Source organism: Spirosoma spitsbergense DSM 19989 (assembly GCF_000374085.1).
Classification (GTDB): Bacteria; Bacteroidota; Bacteroidia; order Cytophagales; family Spirosomataceae; genus Spirosoma; species Spirosoma spitsbergense.
Genome location: NZ_KB893612.1, coordinates 1 through 25,862, shown reverse-complemented (window position 1 = coordinate 25,862; position 25,862 = coordinate 1). Strand labels below are relative to the sequence as shown.

Annotated in this window: 26 protein-coding genes and 2 pseudogenes; 15 read left to right on the top strand and 13 right to left on the bottom strand. The window is 48.7% G+C overall.

The genetic code is table 11. From position 1 onward, the window contains the following. The 6 genes from B157_RS36505 to B157_RS40205 form a co-directional block, all read right to left on the bottom strand. Positions 1-548 (bottom strand): sporulation delaying protein family toxin (locus B157_RS36505; protein ID WP_041952393.1); only part of this gene is annotated, 548 nt, incomplete at its 3' end. 166 nt (positions 549-714) lie between these two features. Next, positions 715-1,437 (bottom strand): sporulation delaying protein family toxin, encoded by a 723-nt coding sequence (locus tag B157_RS0132350; protein ID WP_020607445.1) that lies wholly within the window; start codon positions 1,435-1,437, stop codon positions 715-717. 50 nt (positions 1,438-1,487) lie between these two features. After that, a complete protein-coding gene (locus B157_RS0132345; protein ID WP_020607444.1) occupies positions 1,488-3,878 on the bottom strand; it encodes a TonB-dependent receptor in 2,391 nt (796 codons plus the stop codon). Between the two features lie 49 nt (positions 3,879-3,927). Further along, positions 3,928-4,674: a LolA-like protein gene (locus tag B157_RS37070; RefSeq protein WP_020607443.1), complete on the bottom strand. Its 747-nt coding sequence runs from the start codon at positions 4,672-4,674 to the stop codon at positions 3,928-3,930. 71 nt (positions 4,675-4,745) lie between these two features. Then, on the bottom strand, positions 4,746-5,825 hold the full coding sequence (locus B157_RS0132335) for a lanthionine synthetase LanC family protein (protein WP_084761900.1): 1,080 nt from the start codon (positions 5,823-5,825) through the stop codon (positions 4,746-4,748). A gap of 125 nt (positions 5,826-5,950) precedes the next feature. After that, positions 5,951-6,082 carry a hypothetical protein gene (locus B157_RS40205; RefSeq protein ID WP_020607441.1) on the bottom strand — a complete coding sequence of 44 codons (132 nt, stop codon included), beginning with the start codon at positions 6,080-6,082 and terminating at the stop codon, positions 5,951-5,953. 123 nt (positions 6,083-6,205) lie between these two features. On the opposite strand from B157_RS40205, the gene B157_RS0132325 reads away from it, so the two are divergent. From B157_RS0132325 to B157_RS0132315, 3 genes are read left to right on the top strand one after another with little or no spacing between them, the layout of a single operon-like run. Beyond that, positions 6,206-7,282 (top strand): sensor histidine kinase, encoded by a 1,077-nt coding sequence (locus tag B157_RS0132325; RefSeq protein WP_020607440.1) that lies wholly within the window; start codon positions 6,206-6,208, stop codon positions 7,280-7,282. A gap of 21 nt (positions 7,283-7,303) precedes the next feature. Then, positions 7,304-8,035: a LytR/AlgR family response regulator transcription factor gene (locus tag B157_RS0132320; protein ID WP_020607439.1), complete on the top strand. Its 732-nt coding sequence runs from the start codon at positions 7,304-7,306 to the stop codon at positions 8,033-8,035. Between the two features lie 11 nt (positions 8,036-8,046). Beyond that, positions 8,047-11,082 (top strand): lantibiotic dehydratase, encoded by a 3,036-nt coding sequence (locus tag B157_RS0132315; RefSeq protein WP_020607438.1) that lies wholly within the window; start codon positions 8,047-8,049, stop codon positions 11,080-11,082. Positions 11,083-11,508: 426 nt separating this feature from the next. Here B157_RS0132315 and B157_RS0132310 read toward each other — a convergent pair whose 3' ends face one another. The 3 genes from B157_RS0132310 to B157_RS0132300 all read right to left on the bottom strand — a co-directional run bounded on the left by B157_RS0132310 (position 11,509) and on the right by B157_RS0132300 (position 14,090). Beyond that, positions 11,509-12,408: an IS3 family transposase gene (locus B157_RS0132310; protein ID WP_020607437.1), complete on the bottom strand. Its 900-nt coding sequence runs from the start codon at positions 12,406-12,408 to the stop codon at positions 11,509-11,511. Further along, positions 12,408-12,809, bottom strand: coding sequence for a hypothetical protein (locus B157_RS0132305; protein ID WP_245565391.1), 402 nt, complete (start codon positions 12,807-12,809; stop codon positions 12,408-12,410). Before B157_RS0132305 ends, B157_RS0132310 begins: the two co-directional genes overlap by 1 nt. Positions 12,810-13,187: 378 nt before the next feature. After that, entirely contained in the window at positions 13,188-14,090 is a 903-nt protein-coding gene (locus B157_RS0132300; protein ID WP_020607435.1) for a magnesium transporter CorA family protein, read from the bottom strand. A 370-nt stretch (positions 14,091-14,460) separates the two neighbouring features. Here B157_RS0132300 and B157_RS0132295 point away from each other — a divergent pair, with 370 nt between their 5' ends. The 8 genes from B157_RS0132295 (at position 14,461) to B157_RS0132260 (ending at position 20,051) form a co-directional block, all read left to right on the top strand. Then, the gene (locus tag B157_RS0132295) at positions 14,461-15,783 is read left to right on the top strand and encodes a hemolysin family protein (RefSeq protein WP_020607434.1); all 1,323 of its coding nucleotides are present in this window, start codon (positions 14,461-14,463) and stop codon (positions 15,781-15,783) included. Between the two features lie 107 nt (positions 15,784-15,890). Beyond that, positions 15,891-17,306, top strand: a complete 1,416-nt coding sequence (locus tag B157_RS0132290) for a DUF2254 family protein (RefSeq protein ID WP_020607433.1) — start codon at positions 15,891-15,893, stop codon at positions 17,304-17,306. 157 nt (positions 17,307-17,463) lie between these two features. After that, on the top strand, positions 17,464-17,619 hold the full coding sequence (locus B157_RS39500; protein ID WP_020607432.1) for a hypothetical protein: 156 nt from the start codon (positions 17,464-17,466) through the stop codon (positions 17,617-17,619). 143 nt (positions 17,620-17,762) lie between these two features. Then, positions 17,763-18,236, top strand: a complete 474-nt coding sequence (locus tag B157_RS39990) for a winged helix-turn-helix domain-containing protein (protein ID WP_026309105.1) — start codon at positions 17,763-17,765, stop codon at positions 18,234-18,236. Continuing rightward, on the top strand, positions 18,172-18,771 hold the full coding sequence (locus B157_RS39985) for an IS630 family transposase (RefSeq protein ID WP_245565389.1): 600 nt from the start codon (positions 18,172-18,174) through the stop codon (positions 18,769-18,771). Before B157_RS39990 ends, B157_RS39985 begins: the two co-directional genes overlap by 65 nt. 206 nt (positions 18,772-18,977) lie before the next feature. Further along, a complete protein-coding gene (locus B157_RS0132270) occupies positions 18,978-19,175 on the top strand; it encodes a hypothetical protein (protein WP_020607431.1) in 198 nt (65 codons plus the stop codon). A gap of 194 nt (positions 19,176-19,369) precedes the next feature. Then, positions 19,370-19,513, top strand: a complete 144-nt coding sequence (locus B157_RS38710; RefSeq protein ID WP_020607430.1) for a hypothetical protein — start codon at positions 19,370-19,372, stop codon at positions 19,511-19,513. 292 nt (positions 19,514-19,805) lie between these two features. After that, positions 19,806-20,051 carry a hypothetical protein gene (locus B157_RS0132260; protein WP_020607429.1) on the top strand — a complete coding sequence of 82 codons (246 nt, stop codon included), beginning with the start codon at positions 19,806-19,808 and terminating at the stop codon, positions 20,049-20,051. Positions 20,052-20,163: 112 nt separating this feature from the next. Here the strand turns inward: B157_RS0132260 and ltrA are convergent, their stop codons facing one another. Together ltrA and B157_RS0132250 are read right to left on the bottom strand one after the other, a co-directional pair. After that, complete coding sequence (gene ltrA / locus B157_RS0132255) at positions 20,164-21,933, bottom strand: group II intron reverse transcriptase/maturase (protein ID WP_020607428.1); 1,770 nt, start codon at positions 21,931-21,933, stop codon at positions 20,164-20,166. A gap of 528 nt (positions 21,934-22,461) precedes the next feature. Further along, the gene (locus B157_RS0132250) at positions 22,462-22,695 is read right to left on the bottom strand and encodes a hypothetical protein (protein WP_020607427.1); all 234 of its coding nucleotides are present in this window, start codon (positions 22,693-22,695) and stop codon (positions 22,462-22,464) included. Positions 22,696-22,936: 241 nt separating this feature from the next. Here B157_RS0132250 and B157_RS37880 point away from each other — a divergent pair, with 241 nt between their 5' ends. Together B157_RS37880 and B157_RS37875 are read left to right on the top strand one after the other, a co-directional pair. Then, positions 22,937-23,134, top strand: a complete 198-nt coding sequence (locus B157_RS37880) for a hypothetical protein (protein WP_211225031.1) — start codon at positions 22,937-22,939, stop codon at positions 23,132-23,134. 62 nt (positions 23,135-23,196) lie between these two features. Beyond that, positions 23,197-23,340: pseudogene (locus tag B157_RS37875) on the top strand (IS256 family transposase); the annotation flags it as partial. 81 nt (positions 23,341-23,421) lie between these two features. Here the strand turns inward: B157_RS37875 and B157_RS37870 are convergent. Both B157_RS37870 and B157_RS37865 read right to left on the bottom strand, forming a co-directional pair. After that, positions 23,422-23,805: a transposase gene (locus tag B157_RS37870; protein ID WP_245565387.1), complete on the bottom strand. Its 384-nt coding sequence runs from the start codon at positions 23,803-23,805 to the stop codon at positions 23,422-23,424. Next, the gene (locus B157_RS37865; RefSeq protein ID WP_020607423.1) at positions 23,765-24,199 is read right to left on the bottom strand and encodes a transposase; all 435 of its coding nucleotides are present in this window, start codon (positions 24,197-24,199) and stop codon (positions 23,765-23,767) included. The genes B157_RS37870 and B157_RS37865 overlap by 41 nt, the downstream gene beginning before the upstream one ends. 82 nt (positions 24,200-24,281) lie before the next feature. Here B157_RS37865 and B157_RS0132225 point away from each other — a divergent pair, with 82 nt between their 5' ends. Both B157_RS0132225 and B157_RS0132220 read left to right on the top strand, forming a co-directional pair. Further along, a complete protein-coding gene (locus tag B157_RS0132225; RefSeq protein WP_020607422.1) occupies positions 24,282-25,406 on the top strand; it encodes a transposase in 1,125 nt (374 codons plus the stop codon). Positions 25,407-25,410: 4 nt separating this feature from the next. After that, a pseudogene (locus B157_RS0132220) lies at positions 25,411-25,653 on the top strand (transposase); the annotation flags it as partial. Between the last annotated feature and the right edge of the window lie 209 nt (positions 25,654-25,862).

The window sequence follows — 25,862 nt, the reverse complement described above, 5'->3', positions numbered from 1 at the left end:
GCGTCGATAGGTTTGCCTTTCTGCATCTGAGCTACCAGCTTCTCCAGGGCCTGAGCATCCAGCTTACCACCCTGACGGGCTGCTTCGGCCTGGGCCTGGGCCTGTAGCTTGGCTAACTCACCCTTGTCCAAATGATACACCCGCTCCAGCGATTGGGTCAGTATTTTCTCGCTTTGGGTCAGCGTCTGGCTCACCCGCATCAAATCCCCGCTCTTGAGAACCGATTTGAATTGAGCAAAATAACCCGGATGGGTAGCCTTGATGTCGGCTAGGACGGCCTGCCGCACCTGAGCCACCAGCGCCTGCTGGCTGGCCGACTGGGCTTTGTTGGCATAAGCCATCTTGAGTGACTGGGCTTCGGGCAACATCTGGGCATACTGCCCTTCGAGGAAAAACACCCCCCGGAACATCTCCTCACCACTGAGGAAGGTAGCCCGGGTCCGGGTATTTTCGGTGGCAAAGCTACTGAACGAAGCCAGTACAAAGCAGATCAACAGAGGCAGAGCCGAGTAGGCATTCAGCAGGGACTTACGAATAAAAGTAATCATGAGTGATAAAAAAGTTTAGGGGTTTAGACTATATAAAAACACTGGGCAATACCTTTCCCTATCGGTTAGTTGGCCGGGACCAGCCGGATCGGAAAAGTTATCTTACAGAAGAAGATACAACAGAAAAGACGGGCTAACGTGTACCGTTTGACCCGGTACGATGCTATCAGGACGGGTTGACCGACAACCGACAGATAGAGGCTACCAGTTGTTCAGTCAGCAGGGACGATTGGGTCTGACTAACCTCATCGAGCGTGGGCATAATAATAACAACCCACAGAAGCGTACAATCAAGAACGATTACCAGGCTACAGTAGTAGTCGATAATAATGCCGGCGTCGGCATTCCGCTGAATATCGAATTGGCCCTGTTTTATCGCTTTGACCATGTGTTCAACCGCCTGCTGATTGAGTTGGCCCGCTGCGGATAGTTTAGTGGCCTGTTTCTGGAATTTTTCAATCTGATCCGTATTCAGATGGTAGAGTTTTCCGGTTGCCCGCATAACGACCTGACGACCCTCCTGTATGGTAGATTGAACTTTCAGGGGATTTCCACTTTCCAGTGCGGTTTGTAATTCAGTAAAGTAGGCTGGATTTGTGGCCCGGATAGCGGCAATGAGCTGGTTTCTCGTCTTGCCGATACGAGCCTGGGCAGTCGCCTTCGCCACTTTGTTCGAGTAAGACAGGCTCAGGCTTTGTAGTTCAGGGATGGCGTTTGCGTAACGGCCTTCGAGAAAAAACAGGCCCCGGAACATTTCTTCGCCCGTGTACCGATGCTTTGCGGTGAGCGGTTTGGCGGCCTCAGACGACCACGATGCAGCCAGTAAACAAACCAGTAGGGGGAATGCCGTGTAGGTATTCAGAAGCGACTTGCGAATAAACGTAATCATGATTGAGAATTGGTTTAAGGGTTTAGGAATTAGGAAAAGAACGTAGAAACTCATTGGTCTTCTTTCAGGTCACTTTGTCGGCGTTCGCGGCTTTTGGCCGATTCCTGGCGCGGCCCCGACTTACCAATCCGGTAGATTATCGTCAGGCGAATACCCCGGTTGTATTGATAAGCCGTACTGCGGTAGGCAAACGTATCGGTTTCGTTGTAGCTTACCCAGGCAGCCCGGCGTTGCAGCGGATTGTCTATCCCCAGGGCAATACTGCCGCGTTGCTGGGGCAGATTTTTCCGCACACTTAACTGGTAGTACGTAAAAGCCGCATCACGACCCTGTAGCCGCACTCGCGATGAATTGTACCCGCCGTACAGTTGTAAGGCCCACGTTTTCGATAGTTCGCAGGTAGACAGGATCCCAACCGAATAGTTGATGCCCCGGCTGGTCAGGTTACCCAGCGATGTCCCGCCTGTCAGCGATGCGTAGTAGCTATTAGCCTGGACAATCGTTTGCCAGCGCTGCCACGCTTTTACGGATGCGTAGAGGTTAAAGCCAACGTCGGTCTGACTGCTCAGGTTAACGTACTGTGTCACCAGGGTATAGCCAGTCAGGGTGTTGTACGGGCTGATGGGTTGGGCAGTACGCCGAACGAACATGCTGACAACGAACGAATTGGTTTTAACGTAGGTGCTGTACGTAAGCTCGGCTGTCTGGATTTGCTCCGGCTGCAGTAAAGGGCTTCCGGCGTATCGGCTTATGGGGTCAGTTGTGGCAACAGCCGGGTTCAGTAACTGAGCGGGTGGTCGCTGAATGCGTAGGCTATACGCTAATTTTATGCTACGCGCGTTCTTTAGCCGCTTCTGTATCAGTGCATTCGGGAACAGGTTGGTGTATTGCTGGTCACGCTGATCAGCGAGTTGAGTAATCTGGTTGGTGGTGTGTTCAAGCCGGATACCCGTTCGCAGACTCCACTTATTTTTCATATCCCACTGGCTCGACCAGTAGCCAGCCGCTATCTGCTGGTTATATCCCAGCGTTGTCAGTCGGTGGTCGGTTACCGAGTCGCTCAGGCTGTTGGTAATATGCCGAACCGTGAGCCGAACCCCAGTTTCAACGAGCCAGTTTCGGCGGATGGGATGCTGATAATCTGCCTGAAAAACCTGCTCATTGTTTTGCGACTGGATATCGGTTTGCGTAGGCAAAGCCGGTACGGTCAGGGTCTGGTTGCGGGTGATACCGCCCGTCCAGCTAAGAGTCAGTTCCTGTTGCGCCTGCTTAAACGTATGGGTGTACTCCGCGTTCCAGTCGTTGGTTTTTGACTGAATCAGCGAATGATAATGACCATCCGGCAATGTCGTTTCGCCCGTGCCGGTGCTGAACTGAGCATCGCGGTCGGTCGTAATCCGGCGGATGCGGTGGTTCAGGCCAATCAACAGGCGGTTTTTGGGCGACAGCCGGTACTCGACGCCCGCATTGGCATTGACCACCTGTATGCCCATTTTTCCGCTGGCCTGCTGACTGATAACGCGCTGCCAGTTGGTACCATGTTTCTGGTACACATCCGCATCGGCAGCAAACGGATTGTAAAACCAGTTGCCCGTCAATCCCGAACTAAGGCTCAGTTTTTTGTAATTAAACGATACCGTGCTGGCGGCATTGCTTCCCGTACTGCCAACGCCCCAATTCAGCGTTGCATTAACACCCTCCGTCAGGTTTTTTTTCGTGACAATGTTAATAAGCGTCGATCCTTCGGCATCGTATTTGGCGGATGGCGAGGTAATCACTTCAACAGTCTTGATGGATTCTGCCGGTATCTGCCGCAGTAACTCCGCCGGATTATTGGATAGTACCGAACTTCGGCCGTTTACCAGTATCTTCACATTGGTAGCACCCCGAACCGACAACCCACCGTCGGGAAGCACCGTTACCATCGGCACTTTTCGCATCAAATCAGTAGCCAAGTTGCCCTGTGCCGTATTGTCGCGGTCGGCGTGGTACACCAGGCGGTCGAGTTGTTCTTCCACGATGGGCTTACTGGCCCGTACGGATACTTCCTCAATGGTGTTCGGTAAGGCTTTCAGCGCAATGCTCAACACCGTTGGCCGGTCGGCAGAAGAGGGGTTGACAGACAGGCTCTTCGGCACAAAACCTACGCAGGATACGTCGATGCGGCATGCCGTACCCGGCACTACCTCGACCATAAACCGCCCCTGTTCGTCGGCGATAAATCCACTCAGGTCACGCTGTAACTGCGTGTCGACCAGCCGGAGGGTTGCGTACGGTATGGGGTGTCTGGAGGCCGAATCGGCTACCGTTCCCTGAATGGTCCTCTTCGCTCCCTGCCGGACCAGCGCAAGCGTGTCGATAGGCGTATGAACGCGGGTCAGCGGATGGCCAAAACAGGGTAGGGTACTCATCAGCAACCAACTCATCAGGTAGGCTTTCATGGCAGTTCAGGACAAAAATGGACGACTAGTAAGCGGAAAAGAGTCGAAATCAGTTGGCCGAGGGCATGTTGAACAAGTCATCATTGATGGACTTGTTCACCTCAAAATGTCGGTCGGTCAGGCTTGCTTTGTTGCCCCCACTGATGATCTCGACGAGGTGTGGAAACCAGTAATCGCCTACTTTTTGATAATCGGAATAATAGACCTCCATACTTTTGGTAATGAGCTTGACTAGCATATAACTTTTAGTCGATATATAGCCTGTGTACTGGCTACCGCTCAGGGTCGTTGCGGTCAATTTATGGCATAGCTCGCCGTCTATTTTTTCGTCGCCACCGTAGGTTACCTCATGGCCTAAGGCCTTTGCACTGGCCAATGGGCCGAATAAGTCGGCTTGGGCGCAAACAGCCCTTGCCTCTTTGGCGGGCAACGCTACGGGTTGCTGGTTTCCGTACATGGCTGGGTTCACCTGCCAGCCGCTATCACCACGGGCGGCAATCGTAATCTCGAAACCCATGGTGTTCATCTCGCTCCGAACACCCTTTCCGGGCAAAATGTACAGGGTTTGGCGTATTTCCTGAGTCTGGGCCAGGGTAATCTGTTTTAAAATAACTGACTTCAGCGTACCGATCTTTTCGGTTCCACCCAGGGCCTGCATGTGTTTGTCCAGCACATCCTGAGCCGTAAGCGTAGCTGTTTTGAGGGCGGCAAACTGTACGGTTGTGTTTTGGGCCTGAATGCTGGTCAGGCTAAGGGGAGCCGCTACCAGTAGGGCGGCAAAAAACGACTTCTTCATTTCGGTAATTGGTTAAATGTAACTAATGAAAAGTAAGGGTTAGTAACTTGTACGCGCAGGTATTCCAGTCCTCATAGAAAGAGTAGATCAAGGCTATGGTCATCGGCCAGCCACTGACGGATGGCCCCACTGATACCCAACATACCCGTTAAAAATGACCAGTCCATCGGTGGATGATCAGCCTGAATATCAGTCAGAAACCGCTGGAGCCAGAACTCCCCCTCCCGATAGAAATCGTGCCGCCCGGTTAGCCGATACAGTCGTCGGTAGAGCAGACATAGGCCCGCCATGCCATCAACTAAACCCGGCGAGTCGACCTGAACCCGGTTTATTATTCTTCGTTGTAGCACGTAACCCGATAGCCGGTCTGCCCAGCGCACTATATCCGGTCGGTCAAGTAATCGGCCTGCCTGGTAAAGCAGTAATAACTGGCCTAAATCGCCCCTTGCCCAGGATAGATGACCGGTTACGCTCCATTCCGGCCCGTCAACTGAATCCGGGAAAACAGACCAGTTATCAGGCTGTGAATCAATCGGTATCTGATGAACTAACAGATACTGAATGTACTCACTGATAATCGCTTTAATTTCCGTAACGGTTACGTCTATACGCCTTCCGTCTTTCACCAGCCAGGCCGATTCGATCAATGTCAACATCAATCCGGTTCTTCCTGCCTGCAAAGACAGATCGCCCCCCGCCTGGCTGTTCCGGGTAACACGTTCAATCGTTTGTCGGACAAGCCTGTTCAGATGCAAAGAAGCCTTTTCCGAGTAAGTACCTGCCCGCAGTAGATAGTGCAGGGGACCTGTTCCCCCCGTCAGGATACCGACCCGTCCCTGACTGATCTTTTCCGTGGCCGACTCGTAAGCAAGTAAGCCAGCCCGTTCCAGTAATATTGCCTGTCGATCATCGCTACCCCGACGGTGTAGGTGCAAGCAGCCAATGAGCAGGGGTATACTGAGCGTTTCCGGCGCCCTATCAGTCAAAATCTGATCCAGCAGAGACCAGTCGGGGTCACTATACCAAACGGAGTAAAGCCATTGATCACCAGGAGCCATGTATTGATGCTGCGAGGCATGTTGTACTAACTGACCTGCCCGTTGCGCCATCGCCCGTATGGTATCATTGTCCGGTGGCATTAGCGTATTCATGAGTAGAAATGAGCGGCAACTGATGTATGGGACAAAACAAGGCAGATGACACGTTTCAGGCTAACTTATTGTACCGGAGCCTTATTCGCTATACGAAGCCCTGTTTCCCCGTAGTATCGGCTGGCCTAAAGCATCGTGGTGAGTAAGGTAGTGCTCGAAATGTTTGCATTTTTACGGACACTTTGTTTAGCCGATAGAATAGCTACTTTTTTTACAGTAGGGATCGACAGACTGGCGGTTGTAATAGAGGTTTTCATGAGCTTTTTGGTTGACGTTTGAGATTTGTTTGCTTTGATGTCCGAAAGTTGGTGTTTGGACGGTTATTACCCTAAAATATTATACGGAACGTTCTTTTACCTATACAAAACGTTATTTTGACCTTGATACACCCAATAATAAATGGGCTAAAAGCCAATCGAAAAAAAATTCTGATACACGCAGGTGTCTGGGTCATCTACCTGCTGGTTAACAATCTGCTGCTTTTTTCCCGCGATCTCCAGCGAATGTTCATCATTCAGATGCCGTTGACTTTCGGATTGGTAGCGGCTCTGTTCTACACAAATGTTTATGCCGTTGTTGACCCCTGCATTCGAAAAAAGCAGTATATCCGGTTGGTGATTTATACGCTCTTGCTGATTGGTAGCTACGTACTGATGCGTTTCTGGCTGTTCGACACCCTAATGCCCTTATTGAACATTCGGACCGCTTATACCGAATCGTTCATAATGCTCAGAAACTTCATCCCCGACTCCCTGTGGCTGGCCATGCAATATCTACTGTTCAGCTATGGCTACTGGTTTGCTATCTATTCAATTCGACTCGAGCGTGACAAACGATACAACGAACGTCAGATTGCCGCCCTGGAGGCCGAGAAAACACAGGCTGAACTAGCTTTTTTAAGGGCGCAATTAAACCCGCACTTTTTGTATAATACACTTAATTTCTTATTCTCGGATGCGCTCATGGTATCTCCTCGACTGGCAGACTCCATCATGGCCTTGTCACAAATGCTACGGAGTGTATCGGAGGTAGGCTACGAGTCGTTGGTAGCCGTTGGCCAGGAACTGACGTATATTCGATGCTACCTGAAGATCCAGGAGTACCGCTTTGGCGATCAATTACATCTTCATTTTCAGGTCACGGGCGAAGAGTACGAGCGTCAGTTGACTCTTCCACCCCTGATCCTGATTTCACTCGTCGAAAATGTCTTTAAGTATGGTGAGGTGTTCGATCCGGCTACGCCTGCCCGGATTAGTGTTGAACTGACCGACGACACAATTCGATTTACATCGTCAAATCGCCGTAAAGAGAGTCCCAACTATTCGCAAGGTGGATTAGGATTGGCTAATATTAACAAACAACTAAATTTTGTATTCGGGGATAAGTATGACTTTCAAAAACAGGAAATTAACGGTATCTTTTCGACTGAGTTAAGTATCAAAATACTCCATGACTAAATTGGGTAAAATTTCGGTGCTATGATTACTTGTTTTATTTTAGACGACGAGCAGGCAGCCATCAATGTATTAGAAAAATACATCACTGATACCCCATACCTCCAGCTTGTCGACAGTGCGACTCGTGTACCAAAGGCCATTGAATTGCTCAAGGAGAATCCGGTTGATCTGTTATTCGTAGATATACAAATGCCGACACTAACGGGATTGCAGTTTGTTGATCTGTACGGCAGTAATATGCAGATCATCTTTACCACGGCCTACAGTGAATTTGCGCTCGATGGATTTGACCGGAATGCACTGGACTACCTGCTAAAGCCAATCCCATTCGATCGATTCTTAAAAGCCACCGAGAAAGCACTCAACTACTTCAACCGGCAAGCCACTGCGACTTCGGCTGATGTAGCTATCGCGGACGACTTTATCCTGGTCAAAACGGAACACAAGGGGAAGCTGCGTAAGGTTAATTTTAGTGAGATTGTCTACATCGAAGGATTGAAAAACTACGTGTCTATTTTCACCAATAAACACGAACAAATCGTCACATACAGCGGCATTGGAGAATTAGAGGAACGCTTGCCCGCCCGGCAGTTTGCCCGGGTGCATCGCTCTTACATTGTGGCCATCTCAATGATCAACGCTATTGACGGCAATGAGTTGTTTATGAAAGACGCTCCCCGCATCCCTACCTCCGGCCGGTATAAAGAAGACCTATTGGCTCTATTTCAAAAATCGATTCTTCAAAATAAGTAAGCACCAGCCCGATGACTAAACTGGTACCGGCTGATTTCTTCGTACTGCGTCGACCATTACTGGCTATCAATGATTTCCTGTCCGCTCAACAACAACTGTCCACAGGTACGCCACTGGCTACAGTGCTATTAACAATTTACCAAGATGCCCGATGTCAGGAAGCTCTCTTTTACGCATCACCAGCTGTTCATGCAGAACTGATGGCATGGCTTGCGAATGGTCCTACTCCGGGCGAAAAATTGTTGATGACACTTTATAAATACTACGTGCGAATGACCACCCGTAGTACACCCTTCGGGTTATTTGCCGGGATAGCAATGGGCGTATGGGGCGACGTATCGAATTTGCATACTGAGGCCTCAATTAAACGAAACGTTCGACTGGATACCGGGGTAGTCAGTCAGTTATTTTCCTTTGTTAACAGGCAACCCTTTATTCGCCACCAGCTGACATACAAGGTTAATGAAAGCCTGCTGATAGGGGAAAACAAAATATGGTATATCGGTTACGAAGAAGAAAATGGATTGCGTACCTACTTTCAGAATGAGGTGGACGCCGACGACCACTTACGCCGTCTGATTGGAGAAGCCAGCCAGGCAACCTCCTTTGGCCAGCTTGTAGCCTCACTTAAGAATAGCGACATACCTATAGAAGATGCCACCGCTTACATCTATGCACTGATCGACAACCAAATTCTTTGTTCAGAGCTAAGTGTTAACATTACTGGCCCCGATCCGCTGGAGGTGCTGATTGCATACCTTTCTGAGTTGACAGGCGCTCAATCTGTTATTGATCGTATCGGGCAAGTTCAGGCCTTACTTCAGGAAGGTACAGTGGCCGCTTACCAACAGGTAACCGTTAAGATGAGCGAACTGGTAGCTGTTACCGGTTCGTCTCTCGTTCAGTGTGATGCCTTCTTTTTCGCGGACAAGCCAGTGCTGGCAGACAGTGTGCGTACTGCTTTATCGCACACACTATCACATTTAGCAGTCCGTAGTCAACCGGTAGCCGTACCAAGACTTGATGCCTTTAAGCGACGCTTCTTCACCCGCTACGAGCTGGAGTCAGTCCCCCTGTTAGTTGCTCTGAATCCAGACACTGGAATCGGTTACGACGACGAGTACGAGATACCTACTCCCTGGCTGGATAGCTTATCCTGGGTAGGGTCAGCTTCGATAGCCCCGTCAGAAGGCAAAGTATCTGAAGTTTTATTGCGTCTGTATACCGAAACGCTTCTCAATCGGCAGTCGACGATATCGCTGTCAACAGCTGAACTGGACACCATCTTTCCCATTCAGGAAGATCGCGTACTTCCCGCCAGTAGTTACGCAATGGGGCAGTTAGTCCGCGGCATGTTGGATTCGGATCCGCTTTTTTTCCTGAAAGGAATCGGAGGACCATCAGCGGCCAATCTGCTGGGTCGTTTCGCCCATCTTTCCCCTGAACTTGAAACGTACCTGAAACAGTGCTTAACCGATGAACAGACCGTTTACGAAGGTACACTACTGGCAGAGTTAGTCCATTTGCCAGCAACTCATACTGGCAACGTGCTACGACGTCCCATACTCCGATCCCACGAAATCCCGCTTCTAACCCAATCAACCATCCAAGAGCAACAGCAACTGCCCCTGAACGATCTAATGATTTCTATGGCGGTCGGGGGGCAGGTAGTCCTGCACTCGAAAAAACAAGGGAAACGAATAATCCCACGGTTGTCAACGGCTCATAATGTGGCTGCCGGTGGCTTGGCGCACTACCGATTTCTATATGACCTACAGCATCAAAATGATAGTCTCCGCTTTGGTTGGGATTGGGGCATACTAAAGACAATGCCGTTTTTACCCCGCGTTCAATATCAAAATGTGTTGCTAAGCCGCGCCCGGTGGTATGTTCGCCGGGAGGACGTTGGCGAAGAACTGACTGACAAGTGGAACGCCTGGTATGAGGAGAATAAAGTGACTCGTTTCGTAACCCTGGCCGAAGGCGATAATGAATTAGTAGTGGATACCGCGAGCCGGGAGGGTCTCATACTACTGCACCAGACGCTACAGCGAGACGGTCATGCGACATTGTTTGAGTGGCTTGACACACCAGTAGAATCGATAGTTCACCCCGCCGAGCAGAAACGCTGGAGTTATGAACTGCTTATTCCGTTACGGGCGGTACACCGTCAACGTGAGCAGCAAAAAATCACTGTCAATCAAGATATAATTGGACCCTCCCGGCAATTTATGCCGGGAAGTCAATGGGTTTATTTGAAGCTTTACGCAGCTCCACTTTTCCTCGAAGCATTCCTGCGCGAGTATCTTCCCTCTTTACTGGCTGATCTAACCGCTCATGAGTTACTACGGTCCTGGTTCTTCATTCGCTACGCTGATCCGGAGAAGCACCTCCGATTACGTTTTCTTGCTACTGATCAGCAATCAACACCTTTGATTACAAGTGTTCATACATGGGTCAATCAACTCTCGATATCAACCGGTCGTGTCCATCGGGTACAGTTTGATACCTATCAACGCGAGATTGAGCGGTTTGGCTCAACTACAATTGATCTTTGTGAGACCTGGTTCCACATTGATAGCCAGACAGTGATTGAGTTGGTAGCATTACTCGCCAGTCAACCTGATTGGCAACGATTACGCGTGGGCTGTCTTTTCATCCATCAATTCCTCGAAGCCTGGCAGTATAAACCCACTGTACAGTGTGATTTGTTAGAAACATGGCGTGACGCCTTCTTAAGAGAGTTTAAGGTTGACAAATCGTTTTTGATCGAAGTCAATACGCTGTTTCGTAGTTATAGACAACGGTTGACAAAACCATCAGTTGAAGAACAAACGCTGTCTTTGTTGTTAAGGAGTTTTCGCCAGGAGGCTTCATCCTTCCACAAGAAACTCGAGTTCGCTGATCCCCAGGCTCCCCATCGCCTTCTACCTCATTTGATTCATTTGTTCCTGAATCGTCTTTTTATTGATAGCCAGCGCAGGAACGAACTGATTGTTTACTGCTTTCTACCTAAGTTAATTAAGTTATGGTTCAACACGGAATAGGCTCATATCAAGAGATTTAAGGTGGTTTTGTGGCGAAATATCTTCTAAAAACCGAATGATTTTCGACGTACAGTACTGGTCAGCTTCATGAAGGTAAGAAGTAGCTCAAAACACCCTCATGAGGCTTATGGTGGATGTTGCGTACCACGTTCTTTATGTGACACCAATGGTTGTTTCCGTACACACTTCCCTCCTACTCTAACCGGCTTATTTCGGCCAATAAAAGGGTAACTAATGCTATTTATTGGTTTACGTAAACAACTATCGGTTAATGATTTGTCTCAATATAAACCCGTCAATAAAATCATCCAGTTAAAGGTCGGTATTTTTAACTATGCGATTACACTGTATCGTCCTAAAATAAGTTGACCGTTTTTAGTTAGTCCGGTTATTCATTTACACTTTTCTTCTTAGTCCGAATTTACACTATTTTTTATCCTCCGAACCGGGAGGTTTATAATAGTTCTTCCAACGACGTTCCAGGGGGCCGTGGCCCTTATGAGCCACATCAGGGCTCAGCATATTGCAACTCAGATGCGGCCGCTTGTAGTTATACAGAAATACCCCGTTCTCTAACAAGGTATAGGCTTCTTCGAGGGAACGAACCGGTTGATGGCTCAGATACTCTTGTTTCATGATACCGTTGATTCGCTCGGCAATCGAGTTCTCTAACGGATCGGAGTTTTCAGTCATACTGATCCGAATGTGATACTTGTCGACCGCCTGCGTATACTCATCACAGCAATACTGAATGCCCCGGTCGCTATGGTGAATTAAGTTCGGACCCATCCGCTTGGTAATCTGTTTAAGAGCCATCTCCAAAGCGCGCCGAGAGTGAATCGCTTCCAGACTGGCCGCAACGGCAAAGCCCATAATCCGACGAGAATATGCATCCGTAACGAACGAGATATACAGATAACCAACTTCCGTTAACCAGTACGTTATATCAGCGACCCAGACCTGGTTGGGTCGTAGAATGGTTAAATCCTTGATCAGGTTGGGATATTTCCGAAACCGATGGCGTGAAAAAGTCGTAATCATCTTTCGCCTACGCTTTCTGATTAACAGGTGATTAGCGGCTAATAGGTCGAACAAAGCATCGCGACCCATTTTTATTCCCCTTTCCAACATTCTCGTCTTAATGAGATCATAGAGTTTCTTGCCCCCAATGCGGGGATGATCCGCTCGCACTTTTTCCACTAACTCCAGCACTTGCTTATCTGCTTCTTCCCCTGTTATCAGCCGATGCGTGTGCTGATAATAAGCTTGCCGACTAAACCCAAACAACCCACCGATCCGCCTTAGGCGAATATGCGGATGGCTCACTAGAAGGAGTTGGATTGCTTGGTAGCGGACTTTTTTTCGATGGCGATGCCCAGCTCCTGCTCGGCAACCCGGATGATGGTCGTGTAATAAATCACCTGGAGTTCAGCTTGCTCAAGCTCTTTCTTAAGTTGTTTGACTTGACCGGCTAACTCATCAGCTTTTAAAGCCATCTGCTCAACGAGGGTTGGGGGTGGCTGCTGGCTGGCTTGTTTCATGGCATCAGCGCGCTGGAAGTTTTCGTGACGGACTCGGTCCAGCCACTTCCTAACGGTATGACGGGTCAAAACGTTAAACTTAGCCATGGCCTGGGGAATGGTCAGCCGACCCAGGTTGATCTCTTCAACCATCTGACGCATTTTGAGCTCATGCGCCTGAGTACGAAGCAAAAATAAGTGGTCCATCTGCTTGGAGTGATGGTAAACCTATTTTAGGACAAGACAACCAGTTCGCTTCTCAGCGAGTTAAAGCCACATATAGATTCAACGGACAAGGCTTTTCTGTGAAATGATTATTGCGGTACACCTTACTTCTCTTAAGATACCCAATTTCTTTTTGGGACACAAACGGACGCGCTCCAGCGTATCTTCCGTGGTGACCGTCTTGGGCCGGGCCGCCGAAGTGGTCGGAAATTGCCGAAATAGGCCAGCCACCTCTTTGTTTGGTTATGCCCAACAGTCTCACAAAAACGCTGGTTTCTACAGTCACCAAAGCGGTTCTCTGCTGATCAAGTAACCGATGCTACCAGATTAGCCATAACCTCCGTTGCGGGTAAAAAGCCCTTAAAGCCAGCCTTTACGCTTAAACCAGCCATAAATACCCAAGGCTACAATAACCATACTCACCAGCACAACCGGATAGCCATAGCGCCAGCCTAATTCGGGCATGTGCTCGAAGTTCATCCCGTAAATGCCCACAATAAAGGTCAAGGGCAGAAAGAAGGCCGAAAACACGGTCAATACCCGCATCACGTCATTGGTCCGCTGGGAAGCCATGGATAAATAGATATTCAGCAGGTGCGTAGCCGCCTCTTCCAGTTGTTCATAGATGGTGCGCGCTTTCAAATGTAAATCCAACGTATCCTGTAAAACCGGAGAAGCCCCCTCACTTCGCTGCAAACAGTGGAGAATGTCTTCTGTCAGGGTTAGGATACGTTTCGCGGATGAAGCTTTACGCTTCAAATAATAGAGCTGCTGGAGAACCTGCCTGGTGGGCTTTCCCAAGAATAAAGCCGATTCGTGCCCATCTAACTCAGTGGCCAAGGCCAGACCTGGATCAATGTAACTAGTGAGTACCCAGCGAACAATGCGGATGGTTAATTCAGCCGTTGACTGACAATGACCGGGGGTCACAAAGCGATCTTTAATTTCGTCCAGTACCGGCTGAGCACTTCGATGAACGGTAATGATGAAGTCTTTGCTGTAAAAGATGGCAATTTTATTACTTAGCTCCTGAATCGTATCAGCATCAGTCTCTTTATCGGGGTTATAAATTCGAGTAATGATAAAATTGACCGGTCCGATGGATTCAAATTTTGGCAGATGGTCGGGCTCCAGGCAGTCTTTAATGACCGTATAGTAGAGATCATATTTCTGGGCCACCTGGTTAAGCTCCTCCGGAGCGGGATCATTCAGATCCAACCACGTAAAGGGATGGTCCGTGGGGGTCGCTAATTCTTTTTGCATTGGGCTAAACTACTAGTTACCCCCTGATAACGTTGAATAGGTTAAGCGAGATGAGCCTTTAATTCAGATTTAACCTTAACCGACCGCCAACCGTCCTCTTGATGAAGCAGTCATGTAAAAAGGCGCTATCTGAGACGAAGGAAAGTTCATACATATGCCTCTAAAATGGGCGTTTAATTGGACGACTTTTTACTAACTGTCAACTCCTATCCATGGCATACGGTTTAAACGTACTTATTCCTATAAAGCCTTTTCAGGCGCTTCGCTGGTCGATTTGTACAGGGCACTGGGGGCGGCTGGCAATATTGGTAAACTAATAGGGCTAACCGTTGCTTTATACGGGGGGAGCTCTACCTTATACACGAACCGAATGATCCTTAACTTTTTGTTTACCCTGTTACTGGTAGCCTTGAATGGCTTCTTTGTGGCCGCCGAATTTGCCATAGTCAAAGTGCGGGCATCCCAACTGGAGCTTAAAGCGCAGGCCGGCAACGCGTCGGCTAAGCTGGCCACTCATATGCTTTCCCACCTCGACGGGTATTTAGCCGCTACTCAGTTTGGCATTACCCTGGCCAGCCTGGGGCTGGGCTGGATTGGCGAACCGGTCGTGGGGGCACTCCTGACAGCCGGGTTCGATCTGGTCGGTCTATCGCTGAGCGCCGAGCGGGCCCACCAAATTTCGCTGCCCATTGCTTTTGCGCTCATTACGATGCTGCACATTGTTTTTGGCGAACTGGCCCCTAAATCGCTCGCCATTCAGCGATCAGAAAGCACAACGCTGTTAATCGCTTATCCCTTGCAGGGGTTTTACCTGCTCTTTCGCCCCTTTATTTGGGTGCTGAACGGATTTGCCAATGCAGTGCTGAAGGGGTTTGGCATCCAGGCCACGCACGGGACTGAAGTACATAGTCCCGATGAATTAAAGTTCCTGGTTCGTCAGAGCCAGGAAGAGGCTGACGAATCGGATCACCCGGTTCCGGCTTCCGATCTGACCATCGTGGGCCGGGCCTTTGATTTTTCGGATCGAACGGTCCGGCAGATCATGGTACCCCGGACGCACATTTTCGGCATCAACGTGAATGACTTTGATCAAGTGGTGCTAGACCGTATGATGGCTGAAAAATACTCCAGAATCCTGTGTTATGATGAGGACATGGATCATGTACTGGGCGTCATCCACCTGCGGGACTTGTTGATCGCTCTGCGACAGCAGCCATCCGTCGATCTGGGGACACTAACGAAACCATTGCTGGTAGTGCCCGAAAACAAATCGATTCGCCTGCTGCTGCGCGATTTGCAGCGGCAGCGTAAAGTCATGGCGTTAGTGATCAATGAATACGGAGGCACAGAAGGGTTGGTGACCATGGAAGACATTCTGGAGGAGCTAGTAGGCGAAATTCAGGATGACTCCGACGAGGAACGCCCAATTGTGGAGCAGGTCAATGAGACCACCTATTCGGTGCTCGCCACCCAGTCGCTCGACGATCTGAATACCCTTTTGCCTCACCCCTTACACCGACAGGGCGATTATGAATCGCTGGCCGGTCTCCTGCTGGGTCGATTTGGCCGGTTGCCCAGCGAAGGCGAAAAAACTAAAGTCGATAACTACGAAGCAACCATAACAGCCCGAATCGGCAACTCCATTGAACGGGTGCAATTGCGCGACCTGAGTGTCGATCAGGCGATCGAGTAAGTGTTCATCCGTAAAATGATCGGAACAGCTTTTTAGTTTACTGGTTATAGCATACTAGCTATATAGACCAATCCAAAATAACTTTAAACAACTTCAATAATTAAAAAATGGAAAGTAAGTATTCTGTAATATTTATAGAAAATAAAAACAACTCCTTTATGCAGGTATGGCTTACGGTAAAACGTGCCTTCAGAGAGTTTTTAACGCTTCCCACAATAATTCTTGTCGTCTTTATTTTATTAGCGGCATGCTCAAATATGTTGGACCACAATCACCAGGAATGGCTGAATACGGTAAGAGCCTTAATGAAAAAAACTATTTTCCACAGTGGGGGCGCTACCGGCGACTTATTGGGTACAATCGCCAGCAGCATCATCACGGTATTATCTCTTACCATTACCCTTTTGTTAATAGTGGTTCAGCAAACAGCATCCTCTATGACCACGCAGGTTTTCGACCAGTTTTTGCGTGCCCGCCACAATCAATTCTATTTTGGTTTTTTTGTTGGGCTTTCTTTTTATTCGCTTATAGTGCTGGCATCTGTAAATGATTCTTTCAACCCCATTATTGGCGCTTCAGTTGCTTTTTCTCTCTGTGTAATTGCTATTTACCTTCTCTTGATTCTTGTTTATACCACTATTAACGAAATGCGCCCGGCGGTAATTATTGGGGCTATTTACGATCACATTATTTCAGCAAGAAAAAAGCAATTATTATTTATTGCTAAAACCAGGTCCACTCCATGTTTTGATGGGCCGTGCCATGTAACAATAAAAACAAAAGGACATGGCTATATAACTAACATTTATGAAAAACGAATACATAGTGCAATCAAAAAGCTCAAAACCGAGGTTGAGGTGGTACTGTCGGTATCACTCGGAGATTATGTTTCTTACGAAGACGAAATTGGTTATGTAACATCAACTTCTATTGAGGATGGCGAAAGCGTTGGGTATGTGGTAGGCGAGGCTATCGAAATAGATCTACAACGGGATATAACTAATGATCCGGCCAACGGAGTGAAGCAACTAAAAATGATTGCCTGGACATCTATTTCAACCGCCAAACAATCTCAATCTCCGGGATTAACTATCGTGCGTACCCTGCGTGATTTGCTTCTTCGCTGGAGTGATACCAACCACAAAGGGGATAATGACCCTTATCCAATTGTATATAAGGATAATGTCATGCCCCAGTTAATGGACACGTTTGAAACGCTCGCTGTTGCTACAACAGAATCAATGCAACACGAAAATTTTAAAGAAATCATCCGCACTTTTTCCTCGGCTTACGACCGGCTTTCCGGTGAAAACAAAATACGGACGGAAGATATTATTATGCGGATACTGTCGGGAATGGGCGACCATATGCTTACAGCATCTTTGGAAGATGATTTAAATATCCTGGTAAAAGTTCTAAGAAATGCAGGCAGCATCGAAACTGCCAACGCGGTTGAAATGGCTACTAACACACTTAAGCAATCTGTTGGCAGGTTGAACTCACGATCAACCCGTATAAAATAAAGTTTTAGGGACAGATTTTGCAGCGCCTTCGCAGCTAAATAAAGATTCATGTAGGAATGCAGAAAAGATTCTAATAGCAGAAGAGCGCAGAAATCCAATTGACCACCTGGCAAATGAAAGGACTTTTTTGGCTTAGATACGAACGAACATTGCTTTAATGGGGTTTGGTTTTGTCATTGTGAAGTTTGCTTTATTCATACAGCAGTTTACAATTGCCATGGGAGAAAAAAATGTTGTTTCGCAAAAGGGGTATGCGGCTTTTGGGTTGTTATGGAAGCAATTGGCGCTATTAGAACGTGTTGGGGAATTGTAAAAGTTGGTAGTCGTGTCATCTTTGTAGTCACCAAACGACAAAGTGGTAGTGGCTGAAGTGTGTTGATCAGCAAACTCAACTATGTGCCGTATAATATTATTGACCAGTGAGTAAGTCTGTAATGTCTATGTCTTGTTGCTGATATGGCAAACTACAAACAAAGTGATTATGAAGCCCTACGGCGACGGTGCGTTGAACTCAGACAGGCGGGTTGGAAGCAGAACGCCATTGCTCAGGCCTTCGGCTTGACTCAAGGCTGGGCGAGTTGGACCCTAACTAAATATAGTCTACAAGGAGCAACCGCTTTGCAGGAGGGTAAACGAATAGGCGCACCTGCCCGGCTATCGAATGAACAACTGGTAGAACTGGTCGATCAACTCAACCACGGGCCAGAGCATCACGGGTTTCAAGGAGCCATTTGGACCAGGCCGAGGGTCAATGAGGTCATTAAAACGCGTTTCGGGGTCAGTTACGATCCTTCTCAGGTAGGACGTCTGTTGAAAAAAGTAGGGTGGAGCCGACAGAAACCTCAGAAAAGGGCTCGTCAGCAGGATGCGCAGGCCGTTGCTCACTGGCGGCAGGAGCGTCTACCCGAGCTTAAAAAAAGCGCAGGCTGAGGGGAGGGTCATTGTTTATATTGATGAGGCTGCTTGTTATCTGTTACCATTACTGGCGCACACGTGGGCACCTTGTGGGCAAACACCGATCCTTGTCGAGCAAGCCGGGCGGTCCCATCTGAGTCTGATCGCAGCCATTGCCCCTAATGGCCGACTGTATCTGGCAGGACAGGATCAGCCCTTTAACAGTGAAGACATTGTGTGGTTTTTAAACAAGCTTTGTTGCCGTTATCGCAAGCGTGACTTACTGGTAATCTGGGATGGGGCGGCCATCCATCGCAGCCAGACGGTCAAAGCATTTTTAGGTGGTAAAGCCGGGCGAGTTCATCTGGAACGGCTACCAGCTTACAGTCCTGAACTAAATCCGGTGGAATTACTCTGGAGCCATTTGAAGCGAAGTCTGAAGAATCAAGTTTTTACTACACTGGACCAACTTCAGGAGGCAGTCCTTGAGCAATTAAATCAATTACATGCTGATCCCAGACGGGTATCTGCATTCTTTCGCAAAAGGGGAATTGCTTTCTTTACAGACTAATTCACGAATCAATAACAAATTGATTAGTAGAATATTATTTATAGATATTGGCTATACTTTCGTCCGCGAATGATACTAATCAACACAGTTCAGCCACTACCGAATATTTGATTGCAACCTAGTTAGAACAAAGTGAGACAGAGCGGGTTAATTGTGCAATCGCCGAAAATCGGTTGGTTGTCCATTACGTAGAACCAGTCAACGTTATGAAATCGCTACTCCGTTACTTTCCTGTTGCCTTTGTGGCCCTGTTTTTAACCCTGTTCTTGACCAGTTGCGATGCTATTGGCAGCATCTTCGAGGCGGGTGCCTATACGGGAATCATTGGTGTAGTTGTCATTGTAGCCGTAATTATCTGGCTTGTGTCAAAACTGTTCGGTGGTCGTGGCAACCGAAACATATAGTGTCTACCTAATTATCCATAAACATGAGTCATCCCGAATTTTAGGGCCTTGACAAAGAAGAACCTCGATTGGGCCAGGGATCATAATGATCACTTTTCACTCCTTATTGAAGTCAGCTACGTTCATCCTTGCTTGATTTCAGAATATCTTGCCCACTGACGAGTTGTATGCCGAAACGATAAACAAACAAAAAGATGCCAGATCCAACAGAAACCAACACATCGACCACCGAAACGACCACCGTCACCAAGACCGATTCAACGGAAGACTCCAAGCAACAACCTGGTCAGGAAGTAACGACTACTAAGACGGAGAAAAGTGGGGATGAGGAGTCGTAAAGTAGGCATTCGTGAATCACGAAGGCCCGCCTTTACCCAATAACCGGGCCTTCTATCACCTCTTTGCTAATCTACCTTACCGGAGCAGGACAAGTAATTTGCTACCCTATACTGATCGGACTTTTGTCATTCCGTCAAGGACGATTCAAGGTTAAATGAGTCGGCCGACAATACGATTGTAAAAGGAAGTTCTTAGGGGGCTTTTAGGCCACCCAAAAAAGAACAGCCCGTTCATGAGGCAGATGCAGTAGGGAACAAAACCAAGTTTGCAATCAACACACCTAGTTTGGGCATGCAAGACGAACTCACCCAGAATCTGCTCCTTGAGCTTAGTACGTTTGGGGCTCTTGACCAATCCAGTCCGGCCAAAACGGTGTCGGATGCCTATGAGCGTATCTTGGCGTTCGTGCAGAAACTGATGCTTGGTACTGGTCATTCTGACGCATACGCCCGGGCCTGGAATTTGATAAACGAAGACGCCTATAAAGAACTGGCTGACTTTCAAGCAGGCAACCAAACCGCCCTAGCAGATTGGTAACTGAGCCTGAAAAAACACTTCCAAGGCGTGTGCGTTGTAGTCGGATAGGTCAGGAGCCTTGCGGCTCCCTTCCCTCCTCAGAACCGGACTTGTGCCTTCCAACACATCCGGCTCAAGCAGATGACAACCGGCTCAGGGTTCCTTGCTTTGTTTTTTTTGTTGCTGCGAATGCTTTCGAGTGTGCCTGTTGATGACACGTCACATGAACTAACCGCAGATTGGAATAGGCATCACTGCCCCCTTCCTGCTTTGGTTTGACATGATGAACGTGCAAGGCTTCATCCGTAAACAGACTCGTTTTGCAGACCGGACATTGGTGGTTTTGCCGTCGGGCAATCCGTTGCTTGCTGGGTACTAACTCAGCCGACTTTCGTTGGGTACGTTTCTGCCAGTACGCCCGCAAACGAGGATCGTCCGGAGAGGCAGTATGCTGAATCAGGATATGCCGTTGGATTGGCGTCCAGACAAACTTCTGGAGTGCCATGCCCGTCTGCTTATCCCCAAACACCCACTTATCCTGGCGATCCAGATTGAGCCGTCCCCAATACTTGGCCTGTTTCCAGGCGTAGTTTTTACGAGGATGCATCCGACGAACATAGCGTGCCTGACGGTCAAACATCCACCGATCCAACTTAGTGAAGGTCTCATAGGCGACCCCAGTCCGAAAGTAGTTCGACCAACCCCGAATGATCGGATTCAGCCGTTTGACAATCACTTCCACACGCTGGGTTTTCAACCCTAACCACTCCGCTCGCAGACGGTCCCGAATTTTCTGAACCGATGCTTTGCTGGGTTTGGTGAGCGTTTTCCAGCCCGTAGCTGTGTTTCGGCTCGGATACTGACGCACATGGAAACCTAAGAAATCGACCCCATCTGTCAGATGAACAATACGTGTTTTCTCCTCTGATAGGGCTAGTCCCCGTTCTTTCAACCAATCTTTAAGCAGCAATACGGCTTGTTGAGCATCTTCCTGCGTCGAGCAAAAGACCAGAAAATCGTCGGCATACCTCACTACCCGGCGTGGTCCGCAAGTTTGTACACGACCACCTCCGTGTTGATAGTCCATGCCAATAGCCTGCTCTAAACCATGCAAGGCAATGTTGGCCAACAAGGGAGAACAACTTCCCCCCTGGGGAGTACCTGAATCAGTCGGGTAGAATACGTTCGCTTCCAAATACCCCGCTTTTAGCCATTGCTCAAGCAAACTTTTGGCAGGAAAACGACCGGTTCGTTGGAGCAGAAACGAGTGATCGATGTGATCAAAAGCACCTTTGATATCGGCATCGACAACCCACTTTCGTCGGCTATCGGGTCGGGCATACCGAAAGATGCGTTCAATGGCATCATGACAACTTCTGCCGGGGCGAAACCCGTAACTGCTGGCTTCAAACTTGGCTTCCCATTCCGGCTCCAAGGCCTGCACCACCATGGTTTGTAAGCACCGATCGGCGATGACAGGAATACCCAGTTTGCGCTTTCCGTTGGCTTTAGGAATATAAACCCGTCGGGCGGGTTTGGCTTTCCAAGGTTGGTGTTGGCTCAGTTCCTCCACCAGCTTTTGGCGTTCCACAGCCGTTCTGACCACCACCTGATCCACCCCCGGCGTGTTCTTACCCGCATTGAGTTGGGTAATCCGACGGACGCTGGTTACTCGATTCGCATAACTTCGCAACATTAACTTTTGTAAGGAACGCACCTTTTTATAGTCGCCTTCCTGAGCCGCCCGAAAGATGCGGGAGCGTAGATTTTTGAGCAACCGAAATGCCTTCTGCCAATCAATGGCATGCCAGTCGGTTGGTCCAATGAGTCGGTTTGCTTCCGGTTTAGGGTGCATCGAACTAAGCTCCTTGTTCAAAATCTGTTCTTCCGTCTTTGGGGTCATCCACCAGACCCACGTCAGCCCCCTTTCAAGGTGGGTATTGCCCTATCCGGCCGGTTATGAATTCCCGTTGCCTTTCGGCTTGCCGACTTTCGCTTCTTGGGTCTTCCTGTTCCCACCGCTCGGCGGTCCGATGAAGAGTTGTGCCTTTCCTCGCGGTCAGGCCTACTGTACACTATGCACAGACTTCATTGGGGTTACCACGCGGTGGCCACCACGTTCCACACGTTTGAGATGCGACCGGGTGGGGCGCCTCCTTTATGGCGGGGACTAGGGTGCTCACCATCCGAAGGCATCGCCGAATGTTCCTCTTTGTCCCATCATTACCGTATCAATCCTTGTTTCGGTAACCAACACTGACGCCACCTCATCAGAGGTTCATTCTCATTCACCCTTTCGGTCTTCTCCTGGCCCGATTTGCGTCAAGGACTGACGCGCATCTTAGGCTTTATCCGCTTGCAACAGACCCCACCGTTACCAGTGACGCCCCTACGGATTGGAGATCGGTTCGAGCACTAACCGAATGGATCATCATCCATACTCAAAACGTGCAACTTCGTGTCGCACAAGACCCGTGTGCTCCATACAAACCACGCAGTTTGAGCGATCAAAATCAGGGAGTGCCTGGAGTTGTTTGATCACCGCTCGGATAGCAGTTGGTGAGTTTTCAGATTGGGTTTGCCAGATGATGCCTTTATTAGCATAAACAGCCCAGTCAAGGGTGTTCTTAGAAACATCAATACCAATGAAATGGTGAATGTCCATTGAAGTGCTTAATTTTATGGTTCGACAATCAAACTGCTTACTCATCACTCGCTACCTTGCTAATGGGCCACAACGCCCTAATTTCTATTCGAGGTTGGGTAAGAAAGACCGAGCGGGACCTGAATCGGCCCATAGGTTGCGAGCCTGGCCGGAGACGCTAGGGAAGCCCGCTCGGTTGTCTGTCTGGCAAGCTACCCAAATCTTGGTTTCTTACCAGCACTCAAACCTAAAGGCCGGAGCGGTGCAAGGGGAACGGCGGAATTACTATCTGTTGAGTGTCATTGATGTGTACAGCCGAAAAATTCTGGACTGGCTGTTTCAGGGCAGCATTCGTCAAGTCGACTTAATCAATCTGTTTCGACGAATAAACCGGAGCCATGAACTAAAAGGAGTCATTTTGCGCAATGACAATGGCAGTCAGCAGGAGACTGCTCGCTGAACTGTGTCATATAAAAGGGTGAATAGAAGGGGAAAAGAAAAATCTCTTAATTTCACTTTACTATGACTGACCAATTTGACTATGAGTCCTTCAAACAAGCGGCCATTAAAGGCCTCTACGAAGGAAAACCCCTGACGGGCGAAAACGGTTTGTTCGCCCCCTTGCTCAAACACTTCCTGGAGTCCGCTCTGGAAGGGGAAATGGACCAGATTACTGGACATGGAGGGTAAAAAACAGAAAAGTGGCTGACCGACGGTAAGTTTAAGTTCGCTAAGAAGCTGTTTGAGTTAATTCCAGACTCGTTTTAACGTACGCCTGATGTGGGCAATCCAGATAAAAGTTTGGGCCGATAAAGTGGTACGTTCGTAGTCTTTGGCCAACCGTCGATTATTACCCAGCCACGAAATAGTTCGTTCAACGATCCACCTCCAATGATGAATAATTAGCTTACTACCAGTAGGTTGGGCTTGTATCGGAGACTTCGGAATCACTACGTGCATATCATACATCGTTTCTAATTGCTCTCTAAAATGACCACCGAATGTGCTGTCAGCATACATCAATACCAAATCATCCAGCAACGGGTTGAGATGCTCCGCCTGCTCCCACATGACCACACCAGCCTGACCATCATGAACATTGGCCGGACGTACATCGCCCCATCGTATCAACGATCAGAAAGCGTTTGCGGCCTTTGATGAGTTTACCCCCATCAAAGCCAATCTGCTTGGTGGCCGTCGCGCTGTTTTTAACACTTTGCGAGTCGATGATGGCCACCCTCGGCAACGGCTTTTTGTCAACTTTAGTCCGATGAAGTACGGTCAACTCATTGGCAATCAACAGCCAAGTGTCATCCTTTGCCCACTTTCTAAAGTACCAGTAGACGGTCTGCCAAGTAGGAAAACCCTCAGGTAGATCGCGCCAAACAATGCCGTTTTTAGTCACGTAAAAGATGGCCTCGATAATGTGTTGAAGTGGCCAAATGCTTTTTCGTTTGACACAAATAAGTTTTTCAATACCTTGCCATTGAGAGGCCGTCAAGTCGGAAGTATAGAGTTGCTGCACACAACTTAACTCCGACAGGCGGCTTTCTCGTTTCCAAACGCGCTAACTCAAACAGCTTCTAAAACTTATCAAAACTATCACTATGGCCAAGCCACTTTTCGCCAAATGTAAACGCTTCTTTCCGGATCTGCCAGAACACGTCTTCCGAAACCTGCTGCTGGTCTGTGCAGCTATTGTGCTGGCTCGCTCAACTAACCGCCCGGCGGCCCGGCTCAATGTCCTCAAAGACTACTTGCCCCAGCTGCTGGATAACGATCACACCAAAGAAGACTCGCACTACAAGCGGCTCATTCGTTTCTTCCGGTTGACGACGCCCAATCAATTGATAATCTGCATTCTACAGTTCGTCTTTCGACTTTTTGACAGCCGGTTCACGTACCTAATTCTGGATGCCACCACTTGGCGGGTTGGTAAGAAGCCAATCCACTTGCTGACCCTGTGCATGCTTTATCGAGACACTGCCATTCCTATCTACTGGATTCCACTCAATAAGAAGGGACATAGTAGTGAGGTGGAACGACAAGAGTTGATGACCGGAGCCTTGCGCTATTACCGCCTAAAGGGTAAAATTCTGTTAGCGGACCGCGAATACGTTGGCCAGAAATGGCTACGCTATCTTTGTCTGCAAGGGGTCGATTTTGTCATCCGGCTTAGCGCGGGTTGTTACCGGCTACCTATTGGGGCAGCACCCGGTCCAGCTTATTCAAAGTTAGTCCGACAAGCCCACCACCGCAAGCGGGGCGTGATCAAAGGGTTCGTCCTGAAGGGCTGTTCGCTCTCCATTGTGATGCTCAAAAACCCCAAAACTGATCCTGAGGAGCCAATTTTATACTTCATATCCAGCTTGATTCACAAGGTCAAGATCACAGAAGCCTACCGCCGTCGCTGGCGGATCGAAACGTGTTTCAAACACCTAAAGACACAGGGTTTTAATATCGAAGATCTTAATTTCAAGGACGATGGGAAGATTATGCTGCTCATCGCTATCGTCGTAATGGCTTACGTTCTATCCCTGCGCGAAGCCTTCGAGAATGGCTCGTTGAAGCAAAAGGTGTACCGAGATGGCCGCTCGTCAATGGCCATCTCGTTCTTTCGTCAAGGCATCAGTTGTTTACGTAGCCATGTTCAGTCGCTGGTCGGCTTTACTCGCTACTTGGAGTCCATTGCGCAGACACTCATCACCCCCAAATGGGTCTATGTCCAGTAATCTGGAAATGGACCATCACTTAGGCCAAACCCGCCAAATCGAACAGAACCGACGCAACGGCAAAACCACCAAGACGGTCAAAAGCAGTGCCGGTCTGCTCGACTTGACCACACCGCGCGACCGGTCAGGCAGCTATCAGCCCCAACTTGTACCCAAGCGGCAGATAGTACTCACGCCCCAGTTGGAGCAAAAGGTGCTATCGCTTTACAGTATGGGCAACAGCTATGCCGACATCAGTCAACACTTGCTCAGCAATTTCTAATTTGGGTTTTGCTGTTTGATTTGGTAGTTTGTGTTCATGCGTCAAACCTACCAACAATTACAGCAAGCCATCAGTTTGGATACCGAAATGATCACGTTGCGTAGCTGGTTTAGTAGCTTTCCCGATAAACGGGCAGCCAATCGTTCCTTTTCCTTGCCCGATGTTTTGATGAGTGCTTATGCGATGTTCGCCTT

Excerpts from the sequence above, each read along its gene's own strand:
- B157_RS0132350 (WP_020607445.1), bottom strand. The coding sequence starts at position 1,437 with ATGATTACGTTTATTCGCAAGTCGCTTCTGAATACCTACACGGCATTC.
- B157_RS0132345 (WP_020607444.1), bottom strand. The coding sequence starts at position 3,878 with ATGAAAGCCTACCTGATGAGTTGGTTGCTGATGAGTACCCTACCCTGT.
- B157_RS37070 (WP_020607443.1), bottom strand. The coding sequence starts at position 4,674 with ATGAAGAAGTCGTTTTTTGCCGCCCTACTGGTAGCGGCTCCCCTTAGC.
- B157_RS0132335 (WP_084761900.1), bottom strand. The coding sequence starts at position 5,825 with ATGAATACGCTAATGCCACCGGACAATGATACCATACGGGCGATGGCG.
- B157_RS40205 (WP_020607441.1), bottom strand. The coding sequence starts at position 6,082 with ATGAAAACCTCTATTACAACCGCCAGTCTGTCGATCCCTACTGTAAAA.
- B157_RS0132320 (WP_020607439.1), top strand. The coding sequence starts at position 7,304 with ATGATTACTTGTTTTATTTTAGACGACGAGCAGGCAGCCATCAATGTA.
- B157_RS0132315 (WP_020607438.1), top strand. The coding sequence starts at position 8,047 with ATGACTAAACTGGTACCGGCTGATTTCTTCGTACTGCGTCGACCATTA.
- B157_RS0132305 (WP_245565391.1), bottom strand. The coding sequence starts at position 12,809 with ATGGACCACTTATTTTTGCTTCGTACTCAGGCGCATGAGCTCAAAATG.
- B157_RS0132300 (WP_020607435.1), bottom strand. The coding sequence starts at position 14,090 with ATGCAAAAAGAATTAGCGACCCCCACGGACCATCCCTTTACGTGGTTG.
- B157_RS0132295 (WP_020607434.1), top strand. The coding sequence starts at position 14,461 with ATGATCCTTAACTTTTTGTTTACCCTGTTACTGGTAGCCTTGAATGGC.
- B157_RS0132290 (WP_020607433.1), top strand. The coding sequence starts at position 15,891 with ATGGAAAGTAAGTATTCTGTAATATTTATAGAAAATAAAAACAACTCC.
- B157_RS39500 (WP_020607432.1), top strand. The coding sequence starts at position 17,464 with ATGGGGTTTGGTTTTGTCATTGTGAAGTTTGCTTTATTCATACAGCAG.
- B157_RS39990 (WP_026309105.1), top strand. The coding sequence starts at position 17,763 with ATGGCAAACTACAAACAAAGTGATTATGAAGCCCTACGGCGACGGTGC.
- B157_RS39985 (WP_245565389.1), top strand. The coding sequence starts at position 18,172 with ATGCGCAGGCCGTTGCTCACTGGCGGCAGGAGCGTCTACCCGAGCTTA.
- B157_RS0132270 (WP_020607431.1), top strand. The coding sequence starts at position 18,978 with ATGAAATCGCTACTCCGTTACTTTCCTGTTGCCTTTGTGGCCCTGTTT.
- B157_RS38710 (WP_020607430.1), top strand. The coding sequence starts at position 19,370 with ATGCCAGATCCAACAGAAACCAACACATCGACCACCGAAACGACCACC.
- B157_RS0132260 (WP_020607429.1), top strand. The coding sequence starts at position 19,806 with ATGCAAGACGAACTCACCCAGAATCTGCTCCTTGAGCTTAGTACGTTT.
- ltrA (WP_020607428.1), bottom strand. The coding sequence starts at position 21,933 with ATGACCCCAAAGACGGAAGAACAGATTTTGAACAAGGAGCTTAGTTCG.
- B157_RS0132250 (WP_020607427.1), bottom strand. The coding sequence starts at position 22,695 with ATGGACATTCACCATTTCATTGGTATTGATGTTTCTAAGAACACCCTT.
- B157_RS0132225 (WP_020607422.1), top strand. The coding sequence starts at position 24,282 with ATGGCCAAGCCACTTTTCGCCAAATGTAAACGCTTCTTTCCGGATCTG.